At 70.2% G+C, this 25,919-nt stretch carries 21 protein-coding genes; 8 read left to right on the top strand and 13 right to left on the bottom strand.

Features of this window, described 5'->3' with window-relative positions; translation table 11 throughout:
- The first annotated feature begins 106 nt into the window (after nt 1–106).
- Both ACFV9G_RS15520 and ACFV9G_RS15515 read left to right on the top strand, forming a co-directional pair.
- A complete protein-coding gene (locus ACFV9G_RS15520) occupies nt 107–2,122 on the top strand; it encodes an APC family permease (RefSeq protein ID WP_378728372.1) in 2,016 nt (671 codons plus the stop codon).
- On the top strand, nt 2,119–3,351 hold the full coding sequence (locus ACFV9G_RS15515) for a class I SAM-dependent RNA methyltransferase (protein WP_378728371.1): 1,233 nt from the start codon (nt 2,119–2,121) through the stop codon (nt 3,349–3,351). Before ACFV9G_RS15520 ends, ACFV9G_RS15515 begins: the two co-directional genes overlap by 4 nt.
- Here ACFV9G_RS15515 and ACFV9G_RS15510 read toward each other — a convergent pair.
- From ACFV9G_RS15510 to ACFV9G_RS15480, 7 genes are all read right to left on the bottom strand, one after another.
- Nucleotides 3,302–4,087 carry an SDR family oxidoreductase gene (locus tag ACFV9G_RS15510; protein ID WP_378728370.1) on the bottom strand — a complete coding sequence of 262 codons (786 nt, stop codon included), beginning with the start codon at nt 4,085–4,087 and terminating at the stop codon, nt 3,302–3,304. The two genes, ACFV9G_RS15515 and ACFV9G_RS15510, sit on opposite strands and share 50 nt — an antisense overlap.
- Nucleotides 4,088–4,089: 2 nt before the next feature.
- Nucleotides 4,090–5,025, bottom strand: a complete 936-nt coding sequence (locus ACFV9G_RS15505) for a dihydrodipicolinate synthase family protein (RefSeq protein WP_378728369.1) — start codon at nt 5,023–5,025, stop codon at nt 4,090–4,092.
- Complete coding sequence (lhgO, locus tag ACFV9G_RS15500) at nt 5,022–6,236, bottom strand: L-2-hydroxyglutarate oxidase (protein ID WP_378728367.1); 1,215 nt, start codon at nt 6,234–6,236, stop codon at nt 5,022–5,024. Before lhgO ends, ACFV9G_RS15505 begins: the two co-directional genes overlap by 4 nt.
- Nucleotides 6,233–7,357, bottom strand: coding sequence for a CaiB/BaiF CoA transferase family protein (locus ACFV9G_RS15495; RefSeq protein ID WP_378728366.1), 1,125 nt, complete (start codon nt 7,355–7,357; stop codon nt 6,233–6,235). Before ACFV9G_RS15495 ends, lhgO begins: the two co-directional genes overlap by 4 nt.
- Nucleotides 7,354–8,532 (bottom strand): acyl-CoA dehydrogenase family protein, encoded by a 1,179-nt coding sequence (locus tag ACFV9G_RS15490; RefSeq protein ID WP_378728365.1) that lies wholly within the window; start codon nt 8,530–8,532, stop codon nt 7,354–7,356. The genes ACFV9G_RS15495 and ACFV9G_RS15490 overlap by 4 nt, the downstream gene beginning before the upstream one ends.
- A 107-nt stretch (nt 8,533–8,639) precedes the next feature.
- Entirely contained in the window at nt 8,640–9,629 is a 990-nt protein-coding gene (locus ACFV9G_RS15485) for a TAXI family TRAP transporter solute-binding subunit (RefSeq protein ID WP_378728364.1), read from the bottom strand.
- A 26-nt stretch (nt 9,630–9,655) separates the two neighbouring features.
- Entirely contained in the window at nt 9,656–11,797 is a 2,142-nt protein-coding gene (locus ACFV9G_RS15480; protein ID WP_378728363.1) for a TRAP transporter permease, read from the bottom strand.
- 116 nt (nt 11,798–11,913) lie between these two features.
- On the opposite strand from ACFV9G_RS15480, the gene ACFV9G_RS15475 reads away from it, so the two are divergent.
- Nucleotides 11,914–12,567: a response regulator transcription factor gene (locus tag ACFV9G_RS15475; protein ID WP_378728362.1), complete on the top strand. Its 654-nt coding sequence runs from the start codon at nt 11,914–11,916 to the stop codon at nt 12,565–12,567.
- Between the two features lie 9 nt (nt 12,568–12,576).
- Nucleotides 12,577–13,989, top strand: a complete 1,413-nt coding sequence (locus tag ACFV9G_RS15470) for an ATP-binding protein (protein ID WP_378728361.1) — start codon at nt 12,577–12,579, stop codon at nt 13,987–13,989.
- On the opposite strand, the gene ACFV9G_RS15465 is transcribed toward ACFV9G_RS15470, so the two are convergent.
- Nucleotides 13,928–14,905, bottom strand: coding sequence for a TAXI family TRAP transporter solute-binding subunit (locus tag ACFV9G_RS15465; protein ID WP_378728360.1), 978 nt, complete (start codon nt 14,903–14,905; stop codon nt 13,928–13,930). The genes ACFV9G_RS15470 and ACFV9G_RS15465 overlap by 62 nt on opposite strands.
- A 101-nt stretch (nt 14,906–15,006) precedes the next feature.
- Here ACFV9G_RS15465 and ACFV9G_RS15460 point away from each other — a divergent pair, with 101 nt between their 5' ends.
- Entirely contained in the window at nt 15,007–15,825 is an 819-nt protein-coding gene (locus tag ACFV9G_RS15460) for an arylamine N-acetyltransferase (RefSeq protein WP_378728358.1), read from the top strand.
- On the opposite strand, the gene ACFV9G_RS15455 is transcribed toward ACFV9G_RS15460, so the two are convergent.
- Complete coding sequence (locus tag ACFV9G_RS15455; RefSeq protein WP_378728357.1) at nt 15,822–16,247, bottom strand: hypothetical protein; 426 nt, start codon at nt 16,245–16,247, stop codon at nt 15,822–15,824. The two genes, ACFV9G_RS15460 and ACFV9G_RS15455, sit on opposite strands and share 4 nt — an antisense overlap.
- On the bottom strand, nt 16,234–16,605 hold the full coding sequence (locus ACFV9G_RS15450) for a hypothetical protein (protein ID WP_378728356.1): 372 nt from the start codon (nt 16,603–16,605) through the stop codon (nt 16,234–16,236). The genes ACFV9G_RS15455 and ACFV9G_RS15450 overlap by 14 nt, the downstream gene beginning before the upstream one ends.
- Nucleotides 16,606–16,891: 286 nt before the next feature.
- Here ACFV9G_RS15450 and acnA point away from each other — a divergent pair, with 286 nt between their 5' ends.
- On the top strand, nt 16,892–19,579 hold the full coding sequence (acnA, locus tag ACFV9G_RS15445; protein WP_378728355.1) for an aconitate hydratase AcnA: 2,688 nt from the start codon (nt 16,892–16,894) through the stop codon (nt 19,577–19,579).
- Between the two features lie 376 nt (nt 19,580–19,955).
- Here acnA and ACFV9G_RS15440 read toward each other — a convergent pair whose 3' ends face one another.
- A complete protein-coding gene (locus tag ACFV9G_RS15440) occupies nt 19,956–20,642 on the bottom strand; it encodes a hypothetical protein (protein WP_378728354.1) in 687 nt (228 codons plus the stop codon).
- A complete protein-coding gene (locus ACFV9G_RS15435) occupies nt 20,639–20,866 on the bottom strand; it encodes a hypothetical protein (RefSeq protein WP_378728353.1) in 228 nt (75 codons plus the stop codon). Before ACFV9G_RS15435 ends, ACFV9G_RS15440 begins: the two co-directional genes overlap by 4 nt.
- Before the next feature lie 87 nt (nt 20,867–20,953).
- On the opposite strand from ACFV9G_RS15435, the gene ACFV9G_RS15430 reads away from it, so the two are divergent.
- Complete coding sequence (locus ACFV9G_RS15430; protein ID WP_378728352.1) at nt 20,954–21,259, top strand: MTH1187 family thiamine-binding protein; 306 nt, start codon at nt 20,954–20,956, stop codon at nt 21,257–21,259.
- Between the two features lie 20 nt (nt 21,260–21,279).
- Here ACFV9G_RS15430 and ACFV9G_RS15425 read toward each other — a convergent pair whose 3' ends face one another.
- Nucleotides 21,280–21,540 carry a hypothetical protein gene (locus tag ACFV9G_RS15425; RefSeq protein ID WP_378728351.1) on the bottom strand — a complete coding sequence of 87 codons (261 nt, stop codon included), beginning with the start codon at nt 21,538–21,540 and terminating at the stop codon, nt 21,280–21,282.
- A 142-nt stretch (nt 21,541–21,682) separates the two neighbouring features.
- On the opposite strand from ACFV9G_RS15425, the gene ACFV9G_RS15420 reads away from it, so the two are divergent.
- Nucleotides 21,683–25,912: a BTAD domain-containing putative transcriptional regulator gene (locus tag ACFV9G_RS15420; protein ID WP_378728350.1), complete on the top strand. Its 4,230-nt coding sequence runs from the start codon at nt 21,683–21,685 to the stop codon at nt 25,910–25,912.
- Nucleotides 25,913–25,919: the final 7 nt, after the last annotated feature.

Below are 25,919 nucleotides of genomic sequence, written 5' to 3'. Positions count from 1 at the left end.
CTCGCCGGGGCCGCGCGTCGCCTACGCCCTCGAAGTTGGCGTGTTCGGGTGCGTGTGGCGATCCGGAAGCGCGCGGTAGCGGCGATGTGCCGTAGCGTCTGCGGTTGTGGGTGTCGGTGATGTCTCCAAGCGGATCCTGATCGGTCGCAAGCTTCGAAGCTCTCAGCTGGGCGAGACGCTGCTGCCGAAGCGCATCGCGCTACCGGTTTTCGCCAGCGACGCGCTCTCCTCGGTGGCCTACGCGCCCGACGAGATCTTCATCATGCTGGCGGTGGCGGGAGCCTCCGCCTATGCCTGGTCCTGGAAGATCGGCCTGGTCGTCGCTCTGGTGATGCTGACCGTGGTCACCTCCTACCGGCAGACGGTGCACGCCTATCCGAGCGGCGGTGGCGACTACGAGGTCGCGACGGTCAACCTGGGGCGTAAGGCGGGCGTGACCGTGGCCAGCGCCCTGCTGGTCGACTACGTGCTGACGGTGGCGGTCTCGATCTCCAACGCCGCTCAGTACGCCGCCAGTGCGATCCCCGGCCTGATCGGCCACGAGGTCCTGGTCGCGTCGATCGCGATCGTGCTGCTCACCGCGATGAACCTGCGCGGCGTACGCGAGTCCGGGACGTTCTTCGCGGTCCCGACCTACCTGTTCATGTTCGCCATCCTCGGCATGGGTGTCTACGGGCTGGTGCTGCTGGCGAGCGGCAACCTGCCGCTGGCCGAGAGCGCTGCCCTGGACATCCGGCCCGAGGAGGGTTGGGAGGGCACGCTCAACCAGGTGGCAATGATCTTCCTGCTCGCCCGTGCGTTCTCGTCCGGATGTGCGGCGCTGACGGGTGTGGAGGCGATCTCCAACGGCGTACCCGCCTTCCAGCGGCCGAAGAGCAAGAACGCCGCCACCACGCTGCTGCTGCTCGGCCTGATCGCGATCACGATGATGATGAGCATCATCGTGCTGGCCAATCAGATGAGCATCCGCTACGTCGACCCGCACGCTCTCGAGAACCTCCGCACCGCCGCCGGCGATGCCGTGCCGGCCGGCTACGAGCAGCACCCGGTGATCTCCCAGATCGCGGCCGGGGTCTTCAACGACTTCCCGGCGGGCTTCTACTTCGTCATCACCGTCACCGGGATCATCCTGGTCCTGGCCGCCAACACCGCGTTCAACGGCTTCCCGGTCCTCGGTTCGATCCTGGCCAAGGATGGCTTTGCGCCCCGGTCCCTGGGGGCGCGTGGCGACCGGCTCGCCTACAGCAACGGCATCGTCTTCCTGGCCGTGCTGGCGATCGCTCTGATCATCATCTTCGAGGCGCAGACCACCAAGCTGATCCAGCTCTACATCGTCGGCGTCTTCGTCTCCTTCAACCTCAGCCAGCTGGGCATGATCCGCCACTGGACCCGCCACCTGGCCACCGAGCGAGACCCGAGCGAGCGGCGCCGGATGCAGCGCTCGCGAGCGATCAACACCTTCGGTCTCGGGATGACCTCGGTCGTTCTGGTGATCGTGCTGATCACCAAGTTCCTCGCCGGCGCCTGGATCACCATCTTGGCGATGGCATTCTTCTACCTGGTCATGCTGGGGATCAGGCGCCACTACGACAACGTCGCCCGCGAGCTGGCCGCCGACGAGCAGGACAAGGTCATGCCGACCCGGGTCCACGCCATCGTGCTGGTCTCCAAGCTCCACAAGCCGACTCTGCGGGCGCTGGCCTTCGCCCAGGCGACCCGACCCAACGCGCTCGAGGCCGTCACGGTCTCGACCACCGACTCCGACACCGCCGAGCTGCTCAAGCAGTGGGACGAGCGCAACCTGCCGATGCCGCTGAAGGTGCTCCACTCGCCCTACCGCGAGCTGATCCGCCCGGTCGTCGAGTACGCCTCGGCGATCCGTGACGCCAACCCACGTGGCGTCGTGGCCGTCTACATTCCCGAGTACGTCGTCGGCCGCTGGTGGGAGCAGCTGCTCCACAACCAGACCGCGCTGCGGCTCAAGGGCCGGCTGCTGTTCACCCCGGGCGTCATGGTCATCTCGGTGCCCTACCAGCTCGCCTCCGGCAAGGAGCGCGCCGAGGAGCTGCGCGAGGACTACTGGCTCGCGCCCGGCCTGCGCCGTGGAAGCGGCCGGCGATGAGCGGCCCCCGTCGTCCGGCCCCGCGCGGCCGGCGGCCGCGCCCGAAGGCGGCCAAGGGCGAGTCCTACGTCGGGCGACGCTTCGAGGTCGAGGTCGGCCCGGTCGCGCACGGCGGCCACTTCGTCGCGCGGGTGCCTTTCGAAGACGGCTCCCGCGTCGTCTTCGTACGCCACGCGCTGCCCGGCGAGCAGGTGGTCGTCGAGATCACCGAGGGAACAGCCGGTGACCGGTTCTGGCGCGGGGACGCGGTCTCGGTGCTCTCGGCCGCACCGGAACGGGTCGTTCCGCCGTGCCCCTACGCCGGCCCGGGCCTCTGCGGCGGCTGCGACTTCCAGCACGTCTCCTTGTCCGGCCAGCGCGAGCTGAAGGCGGCGGTGCTGCGCGAGCAGCTGGTCCGCCTGGGTGGCCTGTCCGCCGATGACCCGCTGGTCGCGGACCTGGTCGTCGAGGACGTACCCGGCGACGAGGAGGGGCTGCGCTGGCGGACCCGTCAGCGCTACGCGACCGCCCCCGGTGGCGGCCGAGGCATGCGGAAGTATCGCTCCCATGACGTCATCCCCGTCGACGACTGCCTGATCGCCACCACCGACGCCCGCGAGCCGGGTGCCGGGACGGTCGTGGAGCAGGTCGCCGTCGCGGGATCGGAGCACTCCTTCGAGGTCGCCGCGGACGGCTTCTGGCAAGTCCATCCCGGCGCGCCTGAGGCCCTGGTCTCCGCGGTGCTCTCCGCCCTCTCCCCGGCCCCGGGCGACACCGTTCTGGACCTCTATGCCGGCGTCGGTCTCTTCTCCGCCTTCCTCGCCGATCGCGTCGGTCCGACCGGGCGCGTCGTCGCGGTCGAGGGCGACCCGACCGCCTCGGCGCTCTCGGTGGGCAACGTCCCCTCCGCCGAGGTCGCCGCCGGTGACGTGGCGACAGTGCTGGGCCGCCTCGAGGAGGGCGCGTTCGACCTCGTCGTCCTCGACCCGCCCCGAGAGGGCGCCCGCCGGAAGGTCGTGGAGAGCGTCGTCGCCCGGTCACCTCGTGCGGTCGCGTATGTCGCCTGCGACCCCGCCGCGCTCGCCCGCGACGTCGCGATCTTCGCCGAGCACGGCTACCGGCTGCGTACGCTGCGCGCCTTCGACCTCTTCCCCATGACCCACCACGTCGAGGCCGTCGCGCTGCTCACGAAGACCGACATCAGTACGACCGCACCAGACCGCCGTCGACCCGAAGCTGCTCCCCGGTGATGTAGGAGGCGGCCGTCGACGCGAGGAACACGACGGCGACGGCGAACTCCTCGGGGGTGCCGTACCGGCCCACCGGGATGCCGGCCTCGGCCGTACGCCGCACCTCGCTCGCGCTCGCTCCGGTCTTGTCGGCGCGAGCCTGATCGAGCGTGGCGACGCGGTCCGTGTCGATCCGGCCGGGCAGGACCATGTTGACCGTGACCCCGCTGCCCGCCACCTCGCCGGCCAGCGTCTTCAGGTAACCCGCCAGCGCGGCGCGACCGGTGTTGGACAGCGCCAGGTTGTCGAGGGGCTGCTGGATGCCGCTCGACCCGATCGCCACGATCCGGCCCCAGGCCCGCTGCCGCATGCCGGGCAGCACGGCACGTACGAGCCGGACCTGCTGCTGGACGAGCGTCAGCATCGCCGACTCCACCGCCTCCGGAGTGGCGTCGAGCGCCGAGCCGGCCGGCGGGCCACCGCTGTTGAGGACGAGCACCTCGACCGCGCCGAAGGCATCGGTGGTCTGCTCGACCAGCCGCTCCGCGGCACCGGTGACGGTGAGGTCGCACTCGATGCCGACGGCCGCCCCGGGTGAGGAGGCGAGCGCCTCGGCCTCGGACGCCGCGAGTTCGGCCCGGCGCCCGGCGATGACGACGTTGGCGCCCTCCGCCGCGAAGGCCCGGGCGCTGGCGAGCCCGAGACCCGAGGTGGATCCAGGCACCAGCACGGTGCGTCCGGTGAGTCCGGTGTCCATGGTCAGCTCCGCTCTCGTGTCGTGCGTGTCGTGCTTGTCGTGGCGAGCAGCTCTCGCGCCGCGGCCAGGTGGTCCGGCGCCAGGCGTAGGAGCTCCTCGGGCGCGGTGGGGCTCGGTGGTCGCACCGCGCCTTCGGCGATGATGCCGCGCCTGGCCAGGATCTGCTTGCGCAAGGAGAGACCGATGCCGGGCTGTGCCTCGTAGTTGACCAGCGGCAGCCAGGGCGCGAAGGCCGCCCGGGCGGCGTCGTACCCTCCCTCGTGCCAGGCGTCGAGGGCTGCCCGCAACCCCTCGGGATGGGAGAACCCCGTCATCACGCCGGCGGCTCCGGCAGCGAGCTCGTCGATCAGCCCCACGCCGCCGAGTCCGCCGAAGACCGGGATGTCGGTGTGCGCACTCAGCCGCGCGATCGCGAGAGATGTGGGCGGTGCCTCGGACTTCACCGCCACCACGAACGGGCACGCGCTCACGGTCTCGAGCACCTGGGCGTCGGTCAACCGGACCCCGGATGCCACCGGGTAGTCCTGCAGGACGATGCCGGCGCCGACCTCGTCGTGGATCGTCCTCAGGTGGCGGCCCAGCATCGCCGGGTCGGGTGTGTTCGCCTGCACCATCACCGCGGCCAGGGCAGGCCCGGCGGCTGCAGCGGCCGTGCGCGCCTGCTCGACCGCCATGGCGGTCGTCCGCGCGGACAGTCCGACCGTCAGGGGGAGGCCGGGTGCTTGCTCGGCGACCGTGGAGACGACCGCGGCCTGCTCGGCAGAGTCGAGGGCGTTCCCCTCGCCGAAGACGCCGAGAGCGACCAGGCCCTCAGCAGGAACGCGGAGGTAGAGGTCCACCTCGGCGCGCAGCGAGGCGAGGTCGACCGCGAGCCGGTCGCCGTGGAACGGCGTGGCCAGGATGCCCCAGAGGCCGGAGGAGAGGGGTGGGGGAGTCATCGGGTTGTCCTTCCGTGATGGCGCCGCAGCGCCTCGTCGACCACGTGCTCGGCGATGGCGAGGGCGGAGGTTGCTCCGGGAGACGGTGCGTTGCGGACCAGCACCACCCGGTCGGTGCCGGTGATCACGAAGTCGTCGACGAGGTGGCCGGCGTCGTCCATCGCCTGGGCGCGGACCCCACGGCCGCCGCGCCGGACCCCGGCGGGGTCGAGGCCGGGCACGTACCTGCGGGCCTCCTCGATGAACCGGCGGGAGCTCAGCGCGGTGCGGGACTCCCGGACCGCTGCGGCGACGTTTCGGGAGGCGAAGCGCCAGAAGCCGGGGAAGCCGACGGCATCGCGTACGTCGCGCGGGACGACCTTGCCCCGCTCGTAGGACTCGCGGCCGAGCGAGAGGAACGCGTTGGGGCCGAGCGTCAGGGTGCCGTCGGTCTTCGGGGTGACGTGGACGCCGAGGAACGGGTAGCGCGGGTCCGGCACCGGGTAGATCATCCCGCGCACCAGCGAGCGCTGACCGGCGTCGGCGACGAAGTAGTCGCCGTAGAACGGGACGATCCGCGGCTCACGGCGCTCGCCGACCAGGGCGGCGAGCCGGTCGCTCTGCAACCCGCCGCAGACGACGACCAGGTCGTAGTCGCCGTCCTCCCTCGTCGTCTCGACGCGTACGCCGTCGGTGCGCTCCGTCATGGCGGTCACCTCGTGACCGAAGAGCACCGAGCCGCCGGCGTCGAGGAGCTCGGCGGCGAGTGCCTCGGTCACCGCAGGGAAGTCGACGATCGCGGTCCGCGGCGAGTGGATCGCTCGCACCCCGGCGGCGTGCGGCTCGATGGCTCGCAGCTCGTCGGCCTCGACGACACGGACGCCCGGCACGCCGTTCGCGACCGCGCGCTTGTGAAGCGCGTCGAGACGTCCGGCCTCGTTCTCCGAGAGCGCCACCACGACCTTGCCGCACTCGTCGTAGGCGATCGTGTGCTCGCTGACGAACTCCTGCAGCAGATCGACACCTCGGCGGCACAGCCTCGCCTTGAGGCTGCCCGGTTCGTAGTAGAGGCCGGCGTGGACCACGCCGCTGTTGTGGCCGCTCTGATGCGCGGCCAGCTGGGTCTCCTTCTCGAGCAGGGTGACCGCGGCGTCGTGGCGGCGGGCCAGGTGCCGCGCGACGGCCGCGCCGATGATGCCGCCGCCGACCACGGCGACCCGGAGGCCCGTCACACCGCACGACCGGGGAGGCGCGGGGGTGGGATCCGGTAGACCGCCGGGGTGGCCGACAGCGTGATCGGGTGTGCCACGGTCGGGACCGGGTCCCGGCCGTCGCCGGGGATGTCGGCGACCGGTGCGAGGCCGAGCCGCTCGGCGAGGGCGAAGGCCTGGCCCAGGTCGTTGATCGGGCCGCACGGGACCCCCAGCTCCGACAGCACCGCGAACCAGTGGTCGGCCGGCTGCTCCCGCAGGACGTCCTCGAGCTCGGCCACCAGCACGGCACGGTGGGCCACCCGGTCGGCGTTCGTGGCGAAGCGTGGGTCCTCGGCCAGCTCCGGCCGGCCCAGACCTCTGGCGAACAGGGCGAAGAGCTTGTCGTTCGCCGCAGCGACGGCCAGCGGCCGGTCCGCGGTGGCGAGCAGCTCGTACGGCGCGATGCTGGGGTGTACGTTGCCGAGCGCCTGGGGCACCTGGCCGGTCGTGACGTAGGTGGATGCCTGGTTCGACAGCGCGGAGAGGAGCGAGGACAGCAGGTTGACCTCGACCCGCTGCCCCTGCCCGGTGCGCTCCTTGTGGCGCAGGGCGGCCTGGATCCCGACGGTCGCGTGCAGGCCGGTGATCACGTCGACCAGCGCCACGCCGGCCTTGACCGGCCCGGACTCGGGCGTACCGGTCACCGACATCAGCCCGCCGACGGCCTGGGCCACCAGGTCGTAGCCGGGGAGCGAGGCCCCTTCGCGCGAGCCGAAGCCGGTGATCGAGCAGTAGACCAGCCCCGGGTGCTCCGCGGACAGGGTGGCGTATCCCAGGCCGAGTCGCTCCATCGTGCCGTCGCGGAAGTTCTCGACGAGGACGTCGCACCCGGCGACGAGGTCATGGGCCTCACGTCGGCCCTCCGCGGAGCGCAGGTCGATCGCACGCGACTCCTTGTTGCGGTTGACCGAGAGGAAGTACGTCGACTCGCCGTCCTCGGACCACGGCGGTCCCCACGAGCGGGTCTCGTCCCCGCCGTCCGGTCGCTCGACCTTGACCACCTCGGCACCCAGGTCGGCCAGCAGCATCGTGGCGTACGGAGCTGCCAGCACCCGGCTGAAGTCGGCGATGCGTACGCCGGTGAGTGCTCCTGGGGTCACCGGAAGGCCGCCTCTCCGGTCAGGGCGCGACCGATGACGAGCTGGTGGACCTCGCTCGTACCCTCGTAGGTCAGCACGGACTCGAGGTTGTTGGCGTGCCGCAGGACGGGGTGCTCGAGGGTGATGCCGGCCGCGCCGAGAATGGTCCGGCACTCGCGGGCGATGGCGATCGCCTCGCGCACGTTGTTGAGCTTGCCGAGCGAGATCTGCTCGGCCCGCAGCGAGCCGGCGTCCTTGAGGCGGCCCAGGTGCAGCGCGAGCAGCATGCCCTTGCCGAGCTCCAGAGACATGTCGGCGAGCTTCGCCTGGGTCAGCTGGTAGGCCGCCAGCGGCTTGTCGAAGATGTCGCGGTCCTTCGAGTAGGCGATCGCCGTCTCGAGGCTGTCACGGGCAGCGCCCAGCGCGCCGAAGACGATCCCGTAGCGGGCCTCGTTGAGGCACGAGAGGGGCCCCGACAGGCCGGTGACCTCGGGCAGCGCCGCGTCGGCGGGGAGCCGGACGTCGTCGAGCACGAGCTCGGAGGTGACCGAGGCGCGCAGCGACATCTTCTTCTTGATCTCCGGCGCCGAGAAGCCCGGCGTGTCGGTGGGGACGACGAACCCGCGGATCCCGTCGTCGGTCTGTGCCCACACCACCGCCACATCGGCCACCGAGCCGTTGGTGATCCACATCTTGTTGCCGGTCAACCGCCAGTCCGTCCCGTCCCGGACCGCGCGTGTCCGCATGCCGGCGGGGTTGGAGCCGAAGTCCGGCTCGGTCAGACCGAAGCAGCCGATGGCAGCGCCCGCGGCCATCCGAGGCAGCCACTCCTGCTTCTGCTCGTCGCTGCCGTGCCTCCAGATCGCGAACATCGCCAGCGACCCCTGGACGCTGACGAGGGAGCGGAGCCCCGAGTCGCCGGCCTCCAGCTCCAGGCAGGCCAGGCCGTACGCCGTGGCGCTGGTGCCCGCGCAGCCGTAGCCGTCCAGGTGCATACCGAGCACGCCGAGCGCGCCGAGCTCCTTGGCCAGGTCGCGGGCCGGGATCGAGCCCGACTCGTACCAGTCGGCGATCTCCGGCCTGATCCGGTCCTCGACGAATCGCCGTACCGTGTCGCGGATCGCTCGATCCTCCTCGCCGATCAGCGAGTCGGTGTCGAACAGCTGGAGTGGGGTCTGTGTGGTGCGGGCGGTCACGGGGCGGTCTCTCCCTTGAAAGGTGGTGGGCTCGTGTCGGTGCGGTGGACTCGGGAAGAAGGGTGGGTCGGCACAGCGCCGGCGGTGCCGACCCACCCGGCGGGCGGTCAGCCGAGGTCCGCCAGCGCGCGCTCGGAACCCGGGTGGAGCGGGATCGGGCCGGTCTCGGCCATGGTGGCGGCGTCGATCTCGTTGGCGGCCGGGTGGACCTGGACGAGCTTGTCCTTCTGCTCCACCAACAGCGTGGTGAGGGCACAGGCCAGGTTCTCGGGCATGTCGTTCTTCACGACCAGCACGTTGGGCACGACGATGGTCGGGATGTCCTCGGCCAGCTCGTAGGTGTCGCCCGGGATGGACGTCTCCTCGTAGACCTCGTTGACCTCCTGCATCTTCGGCAGCAGCGGCGTGATGTCGATGAACTCGACCTTGTCGCCCATCGAGGTGAAGAGGTCGGTGATCGCCGGGGTGGGCAGGCCGCCGGACCACACGAGCCCGTCGATGGAGCCGTCCTTCATGCCGTCGACGGTCTTGGTCAGGTCCAGGCGCTGGGCCTTCACATCGGAGACCTCGAGGCCCGCGGACTCGATCAGCCGGTTGGCGATGACCTCGGTGCCCGACTCGGGCGACCCGGTCGAGATGGCCTTGCCGGCGAAGTCCTCGACGGAGTCGATGTCGGCGTCCTTGCGGACCACCACGTGGGTGTAGTTGGAGTAGATCCGGCCCAGGGTCGAGACGTCCTGCGCCTTGTCGAAGTCGGCTTCGCCGTTGACCGCGTCGGCGGCGGAGTCCGCGAGCGAGAAGCCGACGTCGTAGTTGCCGGCGACGACCTGCTCGATGTTCTGCACCGAGGCACCGGTCTCCGCGGCGGTGGCCTTCAGCTTCGTCTCGTCGTTGATCACCTGGGCCATGCCGCCGCCGACCACGTAGTAGACGCCGGTGGAGTTTCCGGTGGCGATCGAGATGCGGCCCGTGCCGGCATCGCAGCTGTTCTCGTCTGCTCCGGAGCCTGCCTCCTGCCGGCTCTGCTGGCCGCCGCAGGCGGTCAGTACGAGGGCCGCGGCGACCGCGATCCCGGCGAGCGGGGTGATGCGCTTCATGGTGGTGCCTTTCTTGGGGGTTGGGGTCATGCGTACGTCGGGTCGGGGCTGGTGTGGTCTTGCTCGCCGGCCGTCGCGCCGGTCGCCTTGCGACGTATGAGATGGAGCACCAGTGCGATGGCGAGCAGGGCGAAGCCCAGCGCGATGGAGGTCGGGACCAGGTAGAGCAGCAGCAGTGCGGCGGGCAGGCACAGGGCGCGCTCGAGAAGGTTGGTCGGGCCGAGGATCCATCCGGTCGTGCAGATGGCGAGGGCGCCGACCGCGCATCCGGCCACCAGGAAGGTCCAGACGATGTCGATGAAGTCACCGCGGGCGAGAAGATGCGCGCCGTTGTCGGTGACCACGAAGGCGATCGGGGCCAGGAAGGCGGGAAGCGTGTACTTGCAGGCCTGCATCATCGTCGGGATGACCTTGCCGCCGGTGATGGCGGCCGACGCCACCGCGGCGAGCGCCGTCGGCGGGGAGACCTCCGAGAGGACCGCGTAGTAGAAGATGAACATCGCCACCTGCGGGGCGTCCACGCCGAGCGAGATCAGTGCCGGGCCGATGATGACCCAGCTGAGGATGAACGACGCAGTCACGGGCACCGCGAGGCCGAGCAGCAGGATCGCGAACGCGGAGAACAGCGCCGAGAGCACCAGCAGAGACGCCTCGTTGAAGGACAGCAGCGAGGCCAGGTCGACCAGGACGGCGGACAGGACCTGGCCCAGGCCGGTCTTGGCGATGACCGATGTGATGACGCCCGCGGCGGCGCAGACCGCGATGACGGGCAACGCCGAGCGGATGCCGGAGCTCAGCGCGTCGTACACGCGGCGGGCGTAGTCCCGGAGCGACTCCCCGAGCTCCATCCGCTCCTGCTCGACGTCGTGGTCGTCGAAGCCGCTGACCACCGGGCGACGCGACAGCACCGCCTCGAGGAGTCCGAACAGCGCGGCGACGCCGGTGGCGTAGACGACGGCGCGGAACGGCGGGATGTCGATGGCGAGGAAGAACACGATCACGCCGAGGCTGATGAAGTGGTATCCGGAGCGGGCCAGCAGCTGCAGCGCGTTCCCGATGGCGAGGTCGACGCGATGCGCCCCGAACCGGCGGGCATCGATCTCGACGGCCAAGAAGATGCCGAGGTAGTAGAGGAGGGTCGGAACGATCGCCCAGACCAGTACGGATACGTAGGAGACCCCGAGATACTCGGCGATGATGAACGCCGCCGCTCCCATGGTCGGCGGCGACAGGATGGCGCCGATGCCGGATGCGGCCAGCATGCCTCCGGCTGCCTCCTTCGGGTAGCCGGCCCGGTTGAGGATCGGCCAGGCGAACGAGCCGAGGGTGACCGCGGTCGCCGTTCCCGAACCGGAGACGGTGCCGAGCAGGAACCCGGACGTGGCCACGGTGCGACCAGGGGCCGACCCGGACCTGCGGAACAGGGAGAAGCTGAACTCCACGAAGAAGCGGCCGGCTCCCATGCGGTCGAGCACCGCACCGTAGATCGTGAACAGCACGATGTAGGTCGCCGCGACGTCGAGGGGTACGCCGAAGAAGCCCGAAGCCTCGTTGTAGAGCGCATTGATGATCTGATCGAGGTCGAGCCCGATGTGGCTGATGCTCCAGCCGATGGGCAGGTAGCCGCCGAAGTAGGCGTAGGCGAAGAAGACGGCGCAGACGGCCGGCAGAACCAGCCCCGTCGTCCGACGGGTGGCCTCGAGCACCAGCAGCAGCAACACGGTCCCGGCAGCCACGTCGAGCGGGAGCAGCGAGCCCTGACGGTCGAGGAACTCGCCGAACCCGCCGAGGCCGACGTCCGTCAGCGGGAACGGAAGCACCGGGTAGAGGCCCACGATCACGGCCGTGGCGGCGAGCAGCCAGTCGACGACACCGGGGTTGTCGGCATGGGCCTTCGCCGGATCGCGACGCCCTCGCATCCGGTAGGTCAGAAAGACCAGAGGCAGCGTCATGCCGAGGAAGAGGATCAGGTAGTACTGGCTGCCCAGATCGAGCGGGTCGAAGACCTGACGGAGCACGAACAGGGAGACCAGGAAGCACCACAGCCCGACGACGAGCTCCAGGCGCGGCGACAGGTTCCGGGACGGCTTCTCCTCGTCGTAGTCCGCGACGAGGCTGTCGACGTCGACCTGGGAGCCCGGTTGGGGGGTGGGGGTGGGGGCTGGCATGCTGCGTAACCTAGAAGTGTCGTGCGTCACACCTGCCGGTTCGGCCGCGAGACTTTACAGAGTTCTAACGTTGGCCGATCGAGCCCCTGGCGCGTGCGTCGGGCAAGCGAGGTGAAATGCGAGTCCTGCTCGTCGAGGACGACGACCGCGTCGTTGCGGCGCTGATGCCTGCCCTGCAACGCATCCACCTCCACGTACGCCGGGCCGGCACCGCAGCCGAGGCCCTGCAGCTCCTCGGGGGAGTGGATCTGATCCTGCTCGACATGGGCTTGCCCGACCAGGACGGGCTGGCCCTGTGCCGCCAGCTCCGGACCCGGGTCGACGTGCCGATCATCGCGGTGACGGCACGAAGGGACGAGCTCACCGTGGTCTCCGCTCTGCGCTCGGGCGTGGACGACTACGTCACCAAGCCCTACCGGCTCGCCGAGCTCCTCGCCCGGATCGATGCGGTCATGCGACGCGTGGGGCAGCGGTCGACCGAGCTGGTCGAGCACGTCGGTGACGTGCATCTCGACCACGGGTCGCGCCGGGTGACGGTGGCGGGGGAGGAGGTCGCCCTGACCCGCAAGGAGTTCGACCTGCTCTCCATGCTCGTGCAGGCCGCCGGAGACACCGTCACCCGGGAGACCCTGATGGAGGGGATCTGGGAGACAGCCTGGGTCGGCGCCTCGCGAACGCTCGACGTCCACGTGTCGGCGCTGCGCTCCAAGCTCGGTCGGCCGGGGTTGGTGGCAACGGTCCGTGGCGTGGGCTACCGAGTCACCACGTAGGAGTGACACGTGCGCCGCCGACTGCTCCTCGTGTCCCTGTCTCTGATCGGGTTGTTGCTCCTCGCGCTCATGGTGCCGCTGATCGCGACGTACGCCTCCGACCGCACGCAGGCCATGTTCGTGAGTCGGCTCGGCGACGTCACCCGGTTCGCGGTCGTGGCGGAGGATGCCCTCGAGTCAGGACTCGCCGAGGAGCTGAGCGTCGACCTCGAGCGCTACGTGGACGTCTACGGCGGGTCGGTGCTGGTCACCGACGCGGACCGTCAGGTCGTCGCGCAAGCGGGTGAGGAGACGGCTGGGGACGATCCCGAGGTGCAGGAGACCATCGACCGTGCGCTCTCGGGTGCCGGCTCACAACCACCCGCCACGGTCTGGCCCTGGAGCGGCGACGACGTCGTGATCGGGTCGCCGGTCGGCAGGGATGCCCAGGTGCTCGGAGCGGTCGTGGTCGTCGCTCCGACGAGCGCCGTCAAGAGCAGCGTCGCGAGCGGGCTCGCCTGGCTGGTGGCGGCTGGACTCGTGGTCGTGCTGCTGATGGTCTTCGGCGCCGTGGTGCCGTTCGTGGGCTGGATCCTCCGGCCGGTGGACGACCTCGAGCATGCGGCGAAGGACCTCGCCGACGGAGACCTGTCCTCCCGTGCCCACGAGCTGGGACCGCCCGAGCTGCGCCATCTCGCCCGATCCTTCAACGCGATGGTCGACAACGTCGAGATGTCCCAGCGCCAGCAGCGCGAGCTGGTCGCCGACGCGGCCCACCAGCTCGGCAACCCGCTCACCGCGTTACGGCTGCGCGTCGAGAACCTGGCCGCGACGGGGTCGCCGGTCGCTGCGGTCGAACCCGTCCTGGAGGAGACGGACCGGCTCAGCAGCATCGTCGAGTCGCTGCTGAGGCTGAGCCAGATCGGCGCGCATCGGGTCGCGCCGGTTGAGGTCGATGTGGCTGAGATCGTGCGCGAGCGGTGTGCGATGTGGGAACCCGTCTTCTCCAGCCTCCGTGTCGATCTACCCGACAGGGCCCTCGCGATGAGCTCGCCGGACGTCGTCGAGGTCGTCCTGGACTCGCTCCTGGACAACGCCGCCAAGTTCGCCCCGGACTCGCCGGTCGAGGTCACGGTGACCGGTGGTGACGTCGCGGCAGAAGAGATCGAGGTGCGGGTCCGGGACCACGGTCAGGGACTCCATCCCGACGACGTCGCCAAGGTCGGTGCGCGATTCTTCCGGGGCAGACAGCACCAGAACGTACCCGGCACCGGTCTCGGCCTGGCGATCGTGCGGGCCCGCGTCGACGACCTGGGTGGGTCGATGGTCGTCTCGACGCCGAGCGACGGTGGCCTCGAGGTGGCGGTGGTGCTACCCGCCGTTACTGGCGACGCTCTCGGTAATATCGCTCTGCCCCCGGATGAAGGGGCAGGGGTGAGGTGAAGATCGCGGCTCCGAGGTTGGGTTGCCGCACCTGAGGCGAGATCCGGTCGACCCGGTCCTGCGCCTCGAACATCACGCGCGTCACCGCATAGGCGAGCTCCTCGTCGAGATCGGGGTGGACCACGAGGTAGTTCTTCACACTCACGGCGTCGACCGCACGGGGCAGGCCGTAGCTCGAGGTCGGCACCGGGCCCAGGGTGTATTCGGGTCCGTACGCCTCCGTCAGCTCGGGGAGCAACGTCCCCAGGTCGACCAGCCGGATGGGCACGCTCTCGGAGAGCTTGGCCACGGCGGTGTTGGGGATGCCGCTCACGAAGAAGAACGCGTCCAGCCGCCCGCGACGGAGTCCGTCGGCCGACTGCTCCAGACTGTCGTCGGTGCCGGTGACCTCGTCCGACGCGATACCGGCAGCGGCGAGGATGCGCCCGGCAACCAGCCTCGTCCCCGACCCCCGGTTGCCGAGGCCGACGCGACGACCGCGGAGATGGGCCACCTCCTGCACCGGCGAGTCGGCCGTCACCACGAGGTGCACGAAGCTGTCGTAGGTCCGGGTCAAGGCGGCCAGGTCGATCGGATCGGCGAACGGTCCGGTGCCCCGGATCGCGTCCGCGGCCGCGTCACCGAGCGCGAAGCCGATGTCGCTCGTGCCCTGGGCCACCTCGCTCAGGTTGATCAGGGAGGCGTTGGTGTTGTGAGCGGTGACGCTGACGCCGTCGAGGCGCTCCTCCAGGACGGCGGCCAGCGCGTTGCCGTAACGGTCGAAGACACCTCCTCGGTTGCCGGTGGCGATCGACAGACTCGTTCCCGGCAGCTTGTCCCAGGACTGCCCGACGCAGCCGCCGAGCGCCATGACGAGCGGACCACCCACCGCCCCCGCGAGCAACGCCCGGCGCGAGGTGAATGTCGTGCGGATCACGCCATCAGCATTTCACATCGAGCCTCCACCGGCGCACGCGAAGCGATCCAGCTCGTCCGATATCGGTTGCGCGGCTCGCCGATCGGCGTTGAGATGCTGCCGTGAGCGATGACCTGTGGGGCACCGGCCGGCTCGACCTGACGGCGTATCTGGAGCGGATCGGGGTGACCGAGCCGCCCGGCCCGTCGCGGGAGGCGCTGGAGGAGATCTACGACGCCCACCTGCGGACCTTCACCTTCGACAACATCGACGTGCTGCTCGACCAGCATCCGGGTGTCGGCCTGCCCGAGGTGCAGCAGAAGTTCGTGGGTCGGGGGAGGGGCGGCTACTGCTTCGAGCACGGGACGCTGTTCGCCGCGGTGCTGGACCGGCTGGGCTTCGCCGTCGAGCGCCGGCTCGCGCGGGTGGGCGCCGACCCGACCGCGGCGGGACGTACGCATCTGGTGGCCGTGGTCGAGTTGGACGGGGAGCGGCTGCTGGCCGATCCCGGGTTCGGGCTGAGCGTGTGGCGGCCGATCCCGCTGGTCGACGGCGCGGTCGACGAGGTCCGGGGAATCAGCCACCGGGTGCGGTGGGGCGAGCACGGCTGGGCGCTGGAGCGGGCCAAGGACGACGGCTGGGAGCTGATGCACACCCACGACGAGGCGTTGGTTGTGCCGAGCGACGTCGCGATCGGCCACCACTACACCAGCACCCACCCGACGGTGCACTTCCGTCACCGGCTGATCGTGACCGGGCTCCGCGAGGACCAACACCTCAGCCTCACCGACAACACCGTCACCATCCGCCGCGAGGGCGAGGAGACCGAGCACCACGAGATCGGGCTCGACGAGGTGATGGCCTACGTCGAGGAGCTCGCGGTGCCGCTCACCGACGACGAGCGGGCCCGCCTGCGCGAGCGGCTGAGGGCGCTCGGCTAACGCTCGTCGACGACGATCCGCATCGCCATCGTCGGGTCGTCGGAGAGGTCGGTGATCAGCTGCCGGCGGTCCAGGACGGCCTCGTCCAGGTGCGGGCCGAGCGTGCCGAGCAGCTCGCCGGTCGTGGTGGCCGGCATCGCGTTGAGCACCCGCGGCGTACGCCGGCCGGAGTAGGGCACCACCCGGGCCAGCGCGCCGGCCACCGACCGGGTGGCTCCCGCGAACGGTGCCGTGATCGGGTCGGTGATGGGACCGAGCCAGTCCGTGGCGCGCTCGGCCTCGGCGAGGGACGTGCGCGCCTTCAGGTCCGCGAGACGTACGTCCTCCAGCGCCTGCTCCAGGCGACGCTGCTCCAGGTGGGCGAGAGCGACGACGACGCCGGCGCCGAGCACACCGAGGAGGGCGAGGCTAGCGACCAGCATGGACCTTGACCTCCGCCACCACGCCCTCGTCGGCCAGCCGCTCGCGCAGCGAGTCGGCGGCTTGGTCGTAGACCATCTTGGAGAGCAGCGCCGGCCGCACCTTGTGCAGCATCGTGGCCGCCTTCGTCTGGGCCGAGGCGAGCTCGAGCGGGTTGAGGATGCGGATGCTGAGCAGCCTGTCCTCGGGCGGGAGCTCGGCGTAGGCGGTGCGCGGGGCCGAGATGTCGGCCTGCTCCAGTCGCCACAGCAGACCGATGGTCTCGGCACGCAGCGCCTTGTTGGCGAGCCGCAGACGCCACGCGACAGCAGCGGCGGCCACGGCGATCACCAGCGCCACGACGGCGATCAGGGTGCTCAAGGCTCTCCTCGAATCACTAGTGCCCGACGAGTAGCGGCCCGACGGGTGGCCCGGTCGGACCAATCATGGAGCATCCGAGGATCGCTGTCAGCGGCGGTGGTCACAACACGGCGCGCCGGGGTGATTCGAAATGTCGTTCGACATCATGTATCTTGATATCAAGAGATCGACGGGCCTGCCCGTCGTAAAAGGTTAGGTGAGCCTTTGTTTTCCCGGCGTACGTGGCCGGGGCAGGATGGGCCTCAAAGACTTGAATTCGTACGTCACTGTGGACGCGAGCAAGGAGATGAACGCGTTGGCCAGCAAGGACAGCTTCGGTGCCAAGAGCACCCTGGACGTGGACGGTAAGTCCTACGAGATCTTCCGCCTGGATGCGGTCAAGGGTGAGGGCCTCGACGTCGCGTCGCTGCCCTTCTCGCTGAAGGTGCTGCTGGAGAACCTCCTGCGCACCGAGGACGGCGCGAACATCACCGCCGACGACATCAAGGCGCTGGCGGGCTGGGACGAGACCGCCGAGCCCGACAAGGAGATCCAGTACACGCCGGCGCGCGTGATCATGCAGGACTTCACCGGCGTGCCCTGCATCGTCGACCTGGCGACCCTGCGCGAGGCTGCGGCCGAGCTCGGCGGCGACCCGACCAAGATCAACCCGCTCTCGCCCGCCGAGATGGTCATCGACCACTCCGTGATCGCTGAGGTCTTCGGCACCCCGGAGGCCTTCGAGCGCAACGTCGAGATCGAGTACGAGCGCAACCGCGAGCGCTACCAGTTCCTGCGCTGGGGCCAGACCGCGTTCGAGGACTTCAAGGTCGTCCCGCCGGGCACCGGCATCGTCCACCAGGTCAACATCGAGCACCTGGCCCGCACCGTCTTCACCCGTGAGGTCGACGGCGAGCTGCAGGCCTACCCCGACACCTGCGTCGGCACCGACTCCCACACCACCATGGTCAACGGCCTGGGCGTCCTCGGCTTCGGCGTCGGCGGCATCGAGGCCGAAGCCGCGCTGCTCGGCCAGCCGGTCTCCATGCTGATCCCGCGCGTGGTCGGCTTCAAGCTCCACGGCGACCTGCCCGAGGGCTCGACCGCCACCGACCTGGTGCTCACCATCACCGAGATGCTGCGCAAGCACGGTGTGGTCGGCAAGTTCGTCGAGTTCTACGGCGCCGGCGTGACCGCCCTGCCGCTGGCCAACCGCGCCACCATCGGCAACATGAGCCCCGAGTTCGGCTCCACCGTCGCGATCTTCCCGGTCGACGAGGAGACCATCAACTACCTCCGCCTCACCGGCCGCTCGGAGGAGCAGCTGGCCCTGGTGGAGAAGTACTCCAAGGACCAGGGCCTCTGGCACGACCCTGCTGCCGAGCCGCGCTACTCGGAGAAGCTCGAGCTCGACCTCTCCACGATCGTCCCCTCGATCGCCGGCCCGAAGCGCCCGCAGGACCGCGTCCAGCTCACCGACGCCAAGACCTCCTTCGAGGGTCACCTCCCGACGTACACCTCCAAGGCCGACGCGAAGGTCCCGGTCACGCTGGCCGACGGCACCGAGTTCGAGCTGGAGAACGGCGCGGTCACGATCGCCTCGATCACCTCCTGCACCAACACCTCCAACCCGTCGGTCATGATCGGCGCCGCGCTGCTGGCGAAGAAGGCCGTCGAGAAGGGTCTGACCCGCAAGCCGTGGGTGAAGACCACCCTGGCGCCGGGCTCCAAGGTCGTCACGAACTACTACGACAAGTCGGGCCTGACCCCCTACCTGGAGAAGGTCGGCTTCAACCTCGTCGGCTACGGCTGCGTGACCTGCATCGGCAACTCGGGCCCGATCATCCCCGAGGTGTCCGCCGCGGTGAACGACAACGACCTCGCCGTCGTCTCGGTGCTCTCCGGCAACCGCAACTTCGAGGGTCGCATCAACCCCGACGTGAAGATGAACTACCTCGCGTCGCCGCCGCTGGTCATCGCCTACGCCCTGGCCGGCAACATGAACGTCAACCTGCTCGAGGACTCCCTCGGCAAGGACCACGACGGCAACGACGTCTTCCTCAAGGACATCTGGCCGACCCCGGCCGAGGTCGAGGAGACCATCGCCGCCGCGATCGACTCCGACATGTTCACCAAGGACTACGCCGACGTCTTCGCGGGCGACGAGCGCTGGCAGAACCTGCCGACCCCGACCGGTGACACCTTCACCTGGGACGAGGAGTCGACCTACGTCCGCAAGGCTCCCTACTTCGACGGCATGGCCAAGACCCCGGCCCCGGTCGCCGACATCGAGGGTGCGCGCGTGCTGCTGAAGCTGGGCGACTCGGTCACCACCGACCACATCAGCCCCGCGGGCAACATCAAGAAGGACTCGCCCGCCGGCAAGTACCTCATCGAGCACGGCGTCGAGCAGCGTGACTTCAACTCCTACGGCTCGCGCCGAGGCAACCACGAGATCATGATCCGCGGCACCTTCGCCAACATCCGGATCAAGAACCAGGTCGCCCCGGGCACCGAGGGTGGTTACACCCGCGACTTCACCCAGGCCGACGGCCCGGTGTCGTTCGTCTACGACGCTGCTCAGAACTACGCCGCGGCCGGCACCCCGCTCGTGGTCCTCGGTGGCAAGGAGTACGGCTCCGGCTCCTCGCGCGACTGGGCCGCCAAGGGCACCTCGCTCCTGGGCGTCAAGGCCGTCATCACCGAGTCGTTCGAGCGCATCCACCGCTCCAACCTGATCGGTATGGGCGTCATCCCGCTGCAGTTCCCCGCGGGCCAGACCGCCGACAGCCTCGGCCTGACCGGTGAGGAGACCTTCTCGATCTCCGGCATCACCGCGCTCAACGAGGGTGTCACCCCCAAGACGGTCAAGGTCACCACCGACACCGGTGTCGAGTTCGACGCGGTCGTCCGCATCGACACCCCCGGTGAGGCCAACTACTACCGCAACGGTGGCATCCTGCAGTACGTCCTGCGCAGCCTGGTCAACGCCTGATCCGACCCACGAACGGCCCGTCACCCGAAAGGGTGGCGGGCTGTTTCGCATCCCGTCGAGGCGTCAGGTAGGTCGGGCGAGGCGTCAGGTACGTCGGACGAGGCGTCACGTACGTCGGACGAGGCGTCACGTACGTCGGACGACATGTCAGTTAGGGCGGTCGAGATGGCATGCCGTGACGCCTCAATCCACCGCAGTGACGCCTCGGCCAGCGTGGGTGAGCTTCGATCGACGTACGTGACGCCTCGGCCTGCGCGGGTGACGCCTCGATTGACGCACCTGACGCCTTGGCCAACGCGGGTGACGCTTCGGCCGACGGGAGTGACGTCTCGGCCGACGGGAGTGACGCTTCGGCCGACGTACCGGACGCCTCGGCTCAGGTCAGGGAGGCGATCCTGGCGCGGCTGTCCTCGTGGAGCGCGGCGAGGAGCGCATCGGCGGCCTCGCCGCGATCGGCCGTCGCGGCGGCGATCTCGGCGACGGTCTCGTCGGGGAGGCCGGCGAGGATCGGGTCGACCACGGAGGGCTCGTCGATGAAGAGCGCGAGCTGGAGGATCTGGGCGCCCGAGGCGCCGTCGACGACCTCGAGCGAGGTCGCCGGGCTGACCACGCCGGTGAAGCGGGCCAGCGCCATCAGGTGGCCCTGGGCGAGCAGCCGGCGACCGACCTCGACGACCAGAGCACTGTCCAGCTTGGCGATGATGCCCTCGACCCGGCTCGGGTCGAGATGGACCGAGAGCTCGGCGAGGAACTCCGGCTTCAGGTGGCCGGCGAGCTTCGCGGCGTCAGCGGGGTCCATCACCGCAGCCACCCGGGCGCTGAGCATGGGGCCCATCGCGATCTCGGTGATCTTCGCGGTGACCGCCGCGGGGAGCTTCTTGCTGACCGCGGCCAGCCCCTTGACCCGGGACTCGTGACGGCTGAACATCGCGTGCGAGACGATCCCGCGCAGATCACGCAGGTCGTCGGGGGAGGTGGTGGCGAGGAAGGCGAGCTCGGACTCGTCCACGTGCATCTCGTGGGCGAGCTTGGCGATCTCCAGCGAGCTGGTCAGGGCGGTCATCGACTACCTCCGAGCATCTTCTGGACGACTCCGCGCAGCATCTTCGGCACCAGCTTCAGCGCTTCGTCGAGGGAAGCGTCGAACGCCTTGTCCTCCGCTGCCATCGCGCCCTGGACCAGATCGTCGAACCGGCCCAGCTGCTGGTCGTCGTACGCCTCCAGCGGCGCGAGCCGCGTCGCCGGCACGCGCAGCGTGGCAGCGAGCCGGTCGAGTCCCTCACTCATCGGTTCCTTCCCGCCGGGTGAGGCACCTTCGGCCCCCGGCGGCGCCACTATATGCAGCCCCAGGAGGCATTTGGATAGTGTCTCGACATGCTCGTCGCCTTCTCCATCGCCCCGACAACGACCGACGACCCCGATGGTTCGGTGGCCGCGTCCGTCGCGGAGGCGATCCGCATCGTCCGCGAGTCCGGACTGCCCAACGAGACCAATGCCATGTTCACCAACCTGGAGGGGGAGTGGGACGAGGTCATGGGTGTCATCAAGCAGTGCGTCGACGCGGTCGCCGCCGTCTCCCCGAGGGTCGGGCTGGTGTTCAAGGCCGACATCCGGCCCGGCTACGAGGGCCAGCTGAGCGCCAAGGTGGAGCGGATCGAGTCGGTGCTGCGAGAGCGCTGAGCGGGCGATAGGTCGGCGGTTCAGTGGAGCAGGTACGGGTGGTCGAAGAGGTACTTCGCCCTCCGAACCTTCAGCATCGTGACGATCTCGGCGATGTCCATCGGCGCGGTGCTGGACGCTTCGCCGGTGCTGACGGCGCAGCGCGCGGCCGGGTCGGCGACAGGGTCGACGCGGCGTGCGCTGGCAGCCGTGGGCGCGACGGCGGACATGATGGTCAGTGCGCCGGCGACGGCGGTGGCAGCGGCGAGGGTGGTCGCGGTGCGGTGGGTGGTGGTGTTCATGGTGCCTTCCTTGGTCGTGGGCTGGTGGGCCCCGGTGTAGGTCTCCGTTCTGACATCGGTCGGTATCGCGGTGGTCGGGGCTCGGTATCGCGCCGGTATCGGCCGCGTTGACGGTGTCGATGCTCGGTGCGACGCTTGAAGGGTGGGCATTGGCGTTCTCGGCCCACTGACGGTGGACGGCTCGGGGGATCTGGGTCGGCGGGACCGAGTGGTTCTGACAGCGTTGGCGACCGATCCGGGTCATCCGGTGAGCGCCGACCAGCTCTTCGATGCGCTGTGGGGTGAGGGTGCGCCGGCGTCGGCCGGGAAGATCGTGCAGGGTTGCGTGGTCCGGCTGCGCAAGCTGCTGGGTCGCGACGTGGTGCGGACCTCGGCACAGGGCTATGCGTTGCATCTCCCGGTCGAGGAGGTCGACTCGTTGCGGTTCGAGGACCAGGTCGGTCGGGCCCAGGAGTTGCTCACGCTCGGGGAGGCCGACCGGGCGGCGTACCTGCTGAGCGACGCGCTGGCCCTGTGGCGCGGGGAGCCCTTCGCTGATCTGGAGAGCTGGGAGCCGGCGGTCGCCGCCGGTACGCGGCTCTCCGAGCTGCGTCTGGAGGCCGAGGAGCTGCGGATCGAGGCGCTGTTGCGGGCCGGGCGGTACCGCGAGATCCTCTCCGAGGCACAGAGCCTGGTACGCGCCGCACCGCTGCGTGAGTACCGGTGGGTGCTGCTGGCCCGGGCGCAGTACCAGTCCGGCCAGCAGGCCGAGGCGCTGCGTACGATCCACCAGCTCCGGGCCGTTCTGGCCGAGAATCTGGGCATCGATCCGGGCCCCGAGGTGGTCGCGCTGGAGACCTCGATCCTTCGCCAGGACGCCTCGCTGCTGGTCGCCGATGCACCTACCCCGTCGGGCACCTGTCCCTGGTTGGGTCTGCGGGCCTACGGTGTCGAGGACGCGGAATGGTTCTTCGGGCGCGACCCGGATGTGGCCGCCTGCCTGGAGATCGTGGCGCGGACCTCGGTGCTCGCGCTGGTCGGGCCCTCGGGGTCGGGCAAGTCCTCGCTGCTCCGCGCCGGGGTGGCCGCGGCCCTGCGAGGCCGCGGACAGCCCAGCGTGACGATCACGCCCGGTCCCCACCCGATGGACTCACTGACCGCGCTCACGCAGGCTCCGCGGGGCGCGGCGCTGTTGATCGATCAGTGTGAGGAGTTGTTCTCGCTGTGCCACGACACCGAGGAGCGGGAGAGGTTCCTCGGTGTCGTGGCCGCCGAGGCCGCGGACCGGACCGTGGCCCTCGCGCTGCGTGCCGACCACCTGGCCGACCTCGCCGCCTACCCCGGCTTCAGTCGGCTCGTGGAGCGCGGCATGTATCTGGTCGGCGGGCTGGAGGAGGACGGTCTGCGCTCGGCGATCGAGACCCCCGCCCGCCAGGCCGGGCTGCTGATCGAGCCCGGTCTGGTCGACCTCCTGGTCCGCGAGGTCGGCAACGACCCCGGGGCGCTACCGCTGATGTCGCACGCGCTGCAGGAGACCTGGAAACGACGCGAGGGCAACACCCTCACGGTGGCCGGCTACCGCGCCAGCGGCGGCATCAACGGAGCCGTGGCCCAATCCGCCGAAGGTCTCTACTCCCGGATCGAGGTCGAACGCCGCCACCTGCTGCGCGACCTCGTCCTGCGGCTGGTCTCCCCGGGCCCGGAGGGCGAACCGGTCCGCACCCGGGTGCCACGCCGCCTGGTCGGCACCGACCCCGAACACGACCAGCTCATCGAGATGCTGGTCACCGCCCGACTGGTCACCACCGACGACGACGCCCTCGAGATCACCCACGAGGCCCTCACCCGCGCCTGGCCCCGACTCCGCGGCTGGCTCGAGGACGACATCGAGGGCCAACGCATCCGACACCACCTCTCCACCGCCGCCGACTCCTGGGAAGCACTGGGCCGCCCCGACAGCGAGCTCTACCGCGGCGTACGACTGGCCCGGGCACTCGAATGGCGAACCGGCGAGAACACCACCCTCACCGAGATCGAGCACGCCTTCCTCCAGGCCTCCGCCCACCACGCCGAAGACGAACAACGCAGCATCCACGAACGCGCACGCGCCCAGACCCGGCTGATCCGCCGCCTCCGGATCGCGCTCGCCAGCGGCGCCGCACTCCTCGTCATCGCCCTGGTCGCCGGGGCGCTGGCGGTCGTCCAGTCCGACCGGGCGACCGAGAACGCCGCCCGGGCCGAGCACGCCGCCGTCGCCGCGGACGCGGGGCGGGTCGGCGCCCGTGCCCTGCTCGCCGACGACGTCACTCTCTCGCTGCTGCTCGCCGCCGCCGGTGCGCGGCTCGACGACTCGCCGGAGACCCGGGCGAACCTCGTGGCCGCGCTGGCGATGCGTCCGGAGCTCGTCCGTTCGGCGCCTGCCGAGGGGGACTACGTGGAGACCTTGGACGTCAGTCGTGACGGCCGCTGGATGGCCACCTCGGACGGTCAGAACCGGGTGCACCTCTACGAGGCCGCCACCGGCCGGCTGGTGGACACCTACGACCCGGTCCAGCCCTCAGGAGCCGGGTGGATGCTCGCGGCGTTCAGCCCGGACGGCAAGCATCTCGCCGTCATCCCCAACGGCCAGGGCTCCAGGGACCCGGTGCGACTGCTGGACACGAGCACGATGGAGCCGACGACGAAGCTGGCCTTCCCCGGCGGCAGGAAGGTCTGGGGAGTCGATGTCCGGTTCAGCGCCGGAGGCCGCTACCTGGCGGGCAGCGTGTATCCGTCCGACTGGCCGACAGCTCCAGAGTGGGAGGACGAGGGCTACACGTTGGTCTGGGACCTCCGCGCGCCGGCCAAGGCGCCCGTCCGGATGCCGACCGGCACTGTCCCGTCGGGAGCCGGGCTCAGCCGGGACGGTCGGATCCTTTACTCGGACTGGCCGCTGGCGGCGTACGACGTGGCCTCGGGTGAGCGGATCTGGCAGCGCGAGGAGATCAGGTCGTACGCCTCCTCCGACCTCAACCCCGAAGGCACCCTGCTGGCGCTCACGGACACGGGTGAGGCGAACATGCGGGAACGCTCGGAGCGGAGCTGGAACGTGCTCCTGGTGCGTGCCTCCGACGGCACGACGGTCCGTACGCTGCGGGGCCACCAGGATCAGGTCCGCGACGTCGGCTTCTCGCCCGACGGCTCGCTGGTGGTGTCGCACTCCAGCGACGGCGAGCTCATCGCCTGGGAGACCGCCACCGGCCGGCTGCTGGCACGGTGGGAGAGCACGTCGGAGTGGGGCGTCGACTTCAGCCCGGACGGCGACCTGGTCTACGAGGGCGGGGGCCCCTCGATGGTGCGCACCTGGGACCTGTCGGGGCAGGACACCTACCTGCGGCGTACGAGTCGGGTCGGCGATGCCGAGGTGTACGCGCACGCCGACCTCTCCCCGGACGGGCGGCGGGTGGCCTACAGCTGGACCGACGGGGACACCGGATGGGTCAGGTTCGTCGACACCGCCACCGGGAAGGCGACGCCGCCCGCCCGCGTGCCGGTGATCGCAGGCCCCTGGGGCAGCGGCACCTGGCACCCCGAGGGTGAGCGGTACGTCGCCACCTGCGTCACGGGCGAGTGCGGGGAAGCGGTGGTGCTGGACCCCGCCATCGGCACGGTGGAGAGGCGCGAGGTCCTCGAGGACGACATCATCTCGCTCGCGTACGTCGACCAAGGGCGCAGCCTGCTCGTCGGTGGCATGGCAGGGACAGTCGTCGTCGACGCCGAGACACTGCAACCGCGAGACGATCCATTCGAATTTCCCGCCTCCACCATCGTCCCGATCGGGGACGGGAGCAGTGCGATGGTCGGCGGCGTCTCCGCCGACGGACTCTCCGAGCAGTGGCAGGTCATCGACGTGCGGACCGGCGACGTCCGAACGGAGGGGAGCCTGGACATCGCGAGGTACGCCTCGGCCGCCTCGCCGGACGGCTCCACGGTTGCGGTCGCGGGGGAGACCGGCGAGATCGTCGCCACCGACGTCTCGACCGGGGAGACGCTGCAGCGATCCACCGGTCCCGGTGCTGCCGTGCTCGGGCTCGACTACTCGGACGACGGCAAACTGCTCGTCTCCGCGGCCGACGACGGCCGCGTCAGCCTGTGGGATGCCACGACCCTGGACCCGCTCGGCACCGTGCGTCCACCCCACGAGGGCGACCCGGTCCCGGCCGACGCGCAGTTCATCGGCGACAGCCACGACGTGGCGATCGCGTCGAACGACGGCACGGTCCATCGGTGGGAGACCGGTATCGACCGTGCCGTCGAGTTCGCGTGCCGGATGGCGGGCCGGGACCTGACCGAGCAGGAGTGGGACGAGTTCCTGCCCGAGGAGCCCTACCGGCCCGTCTGCCCGGACGAGTGAGAGGCTC

Source organism: Nocardioides sp. NPDC059952, assembly GCF_042730435.1.
Taxonomy (GTDB): Bacteria; Actinomycetota; Actinomycetes; order Propionibacteriales; family Nocardioidaceae; genus Nocardioides.
This window is presented reverse-complemented; position numbering and strand designations above follow the sequence as displayed.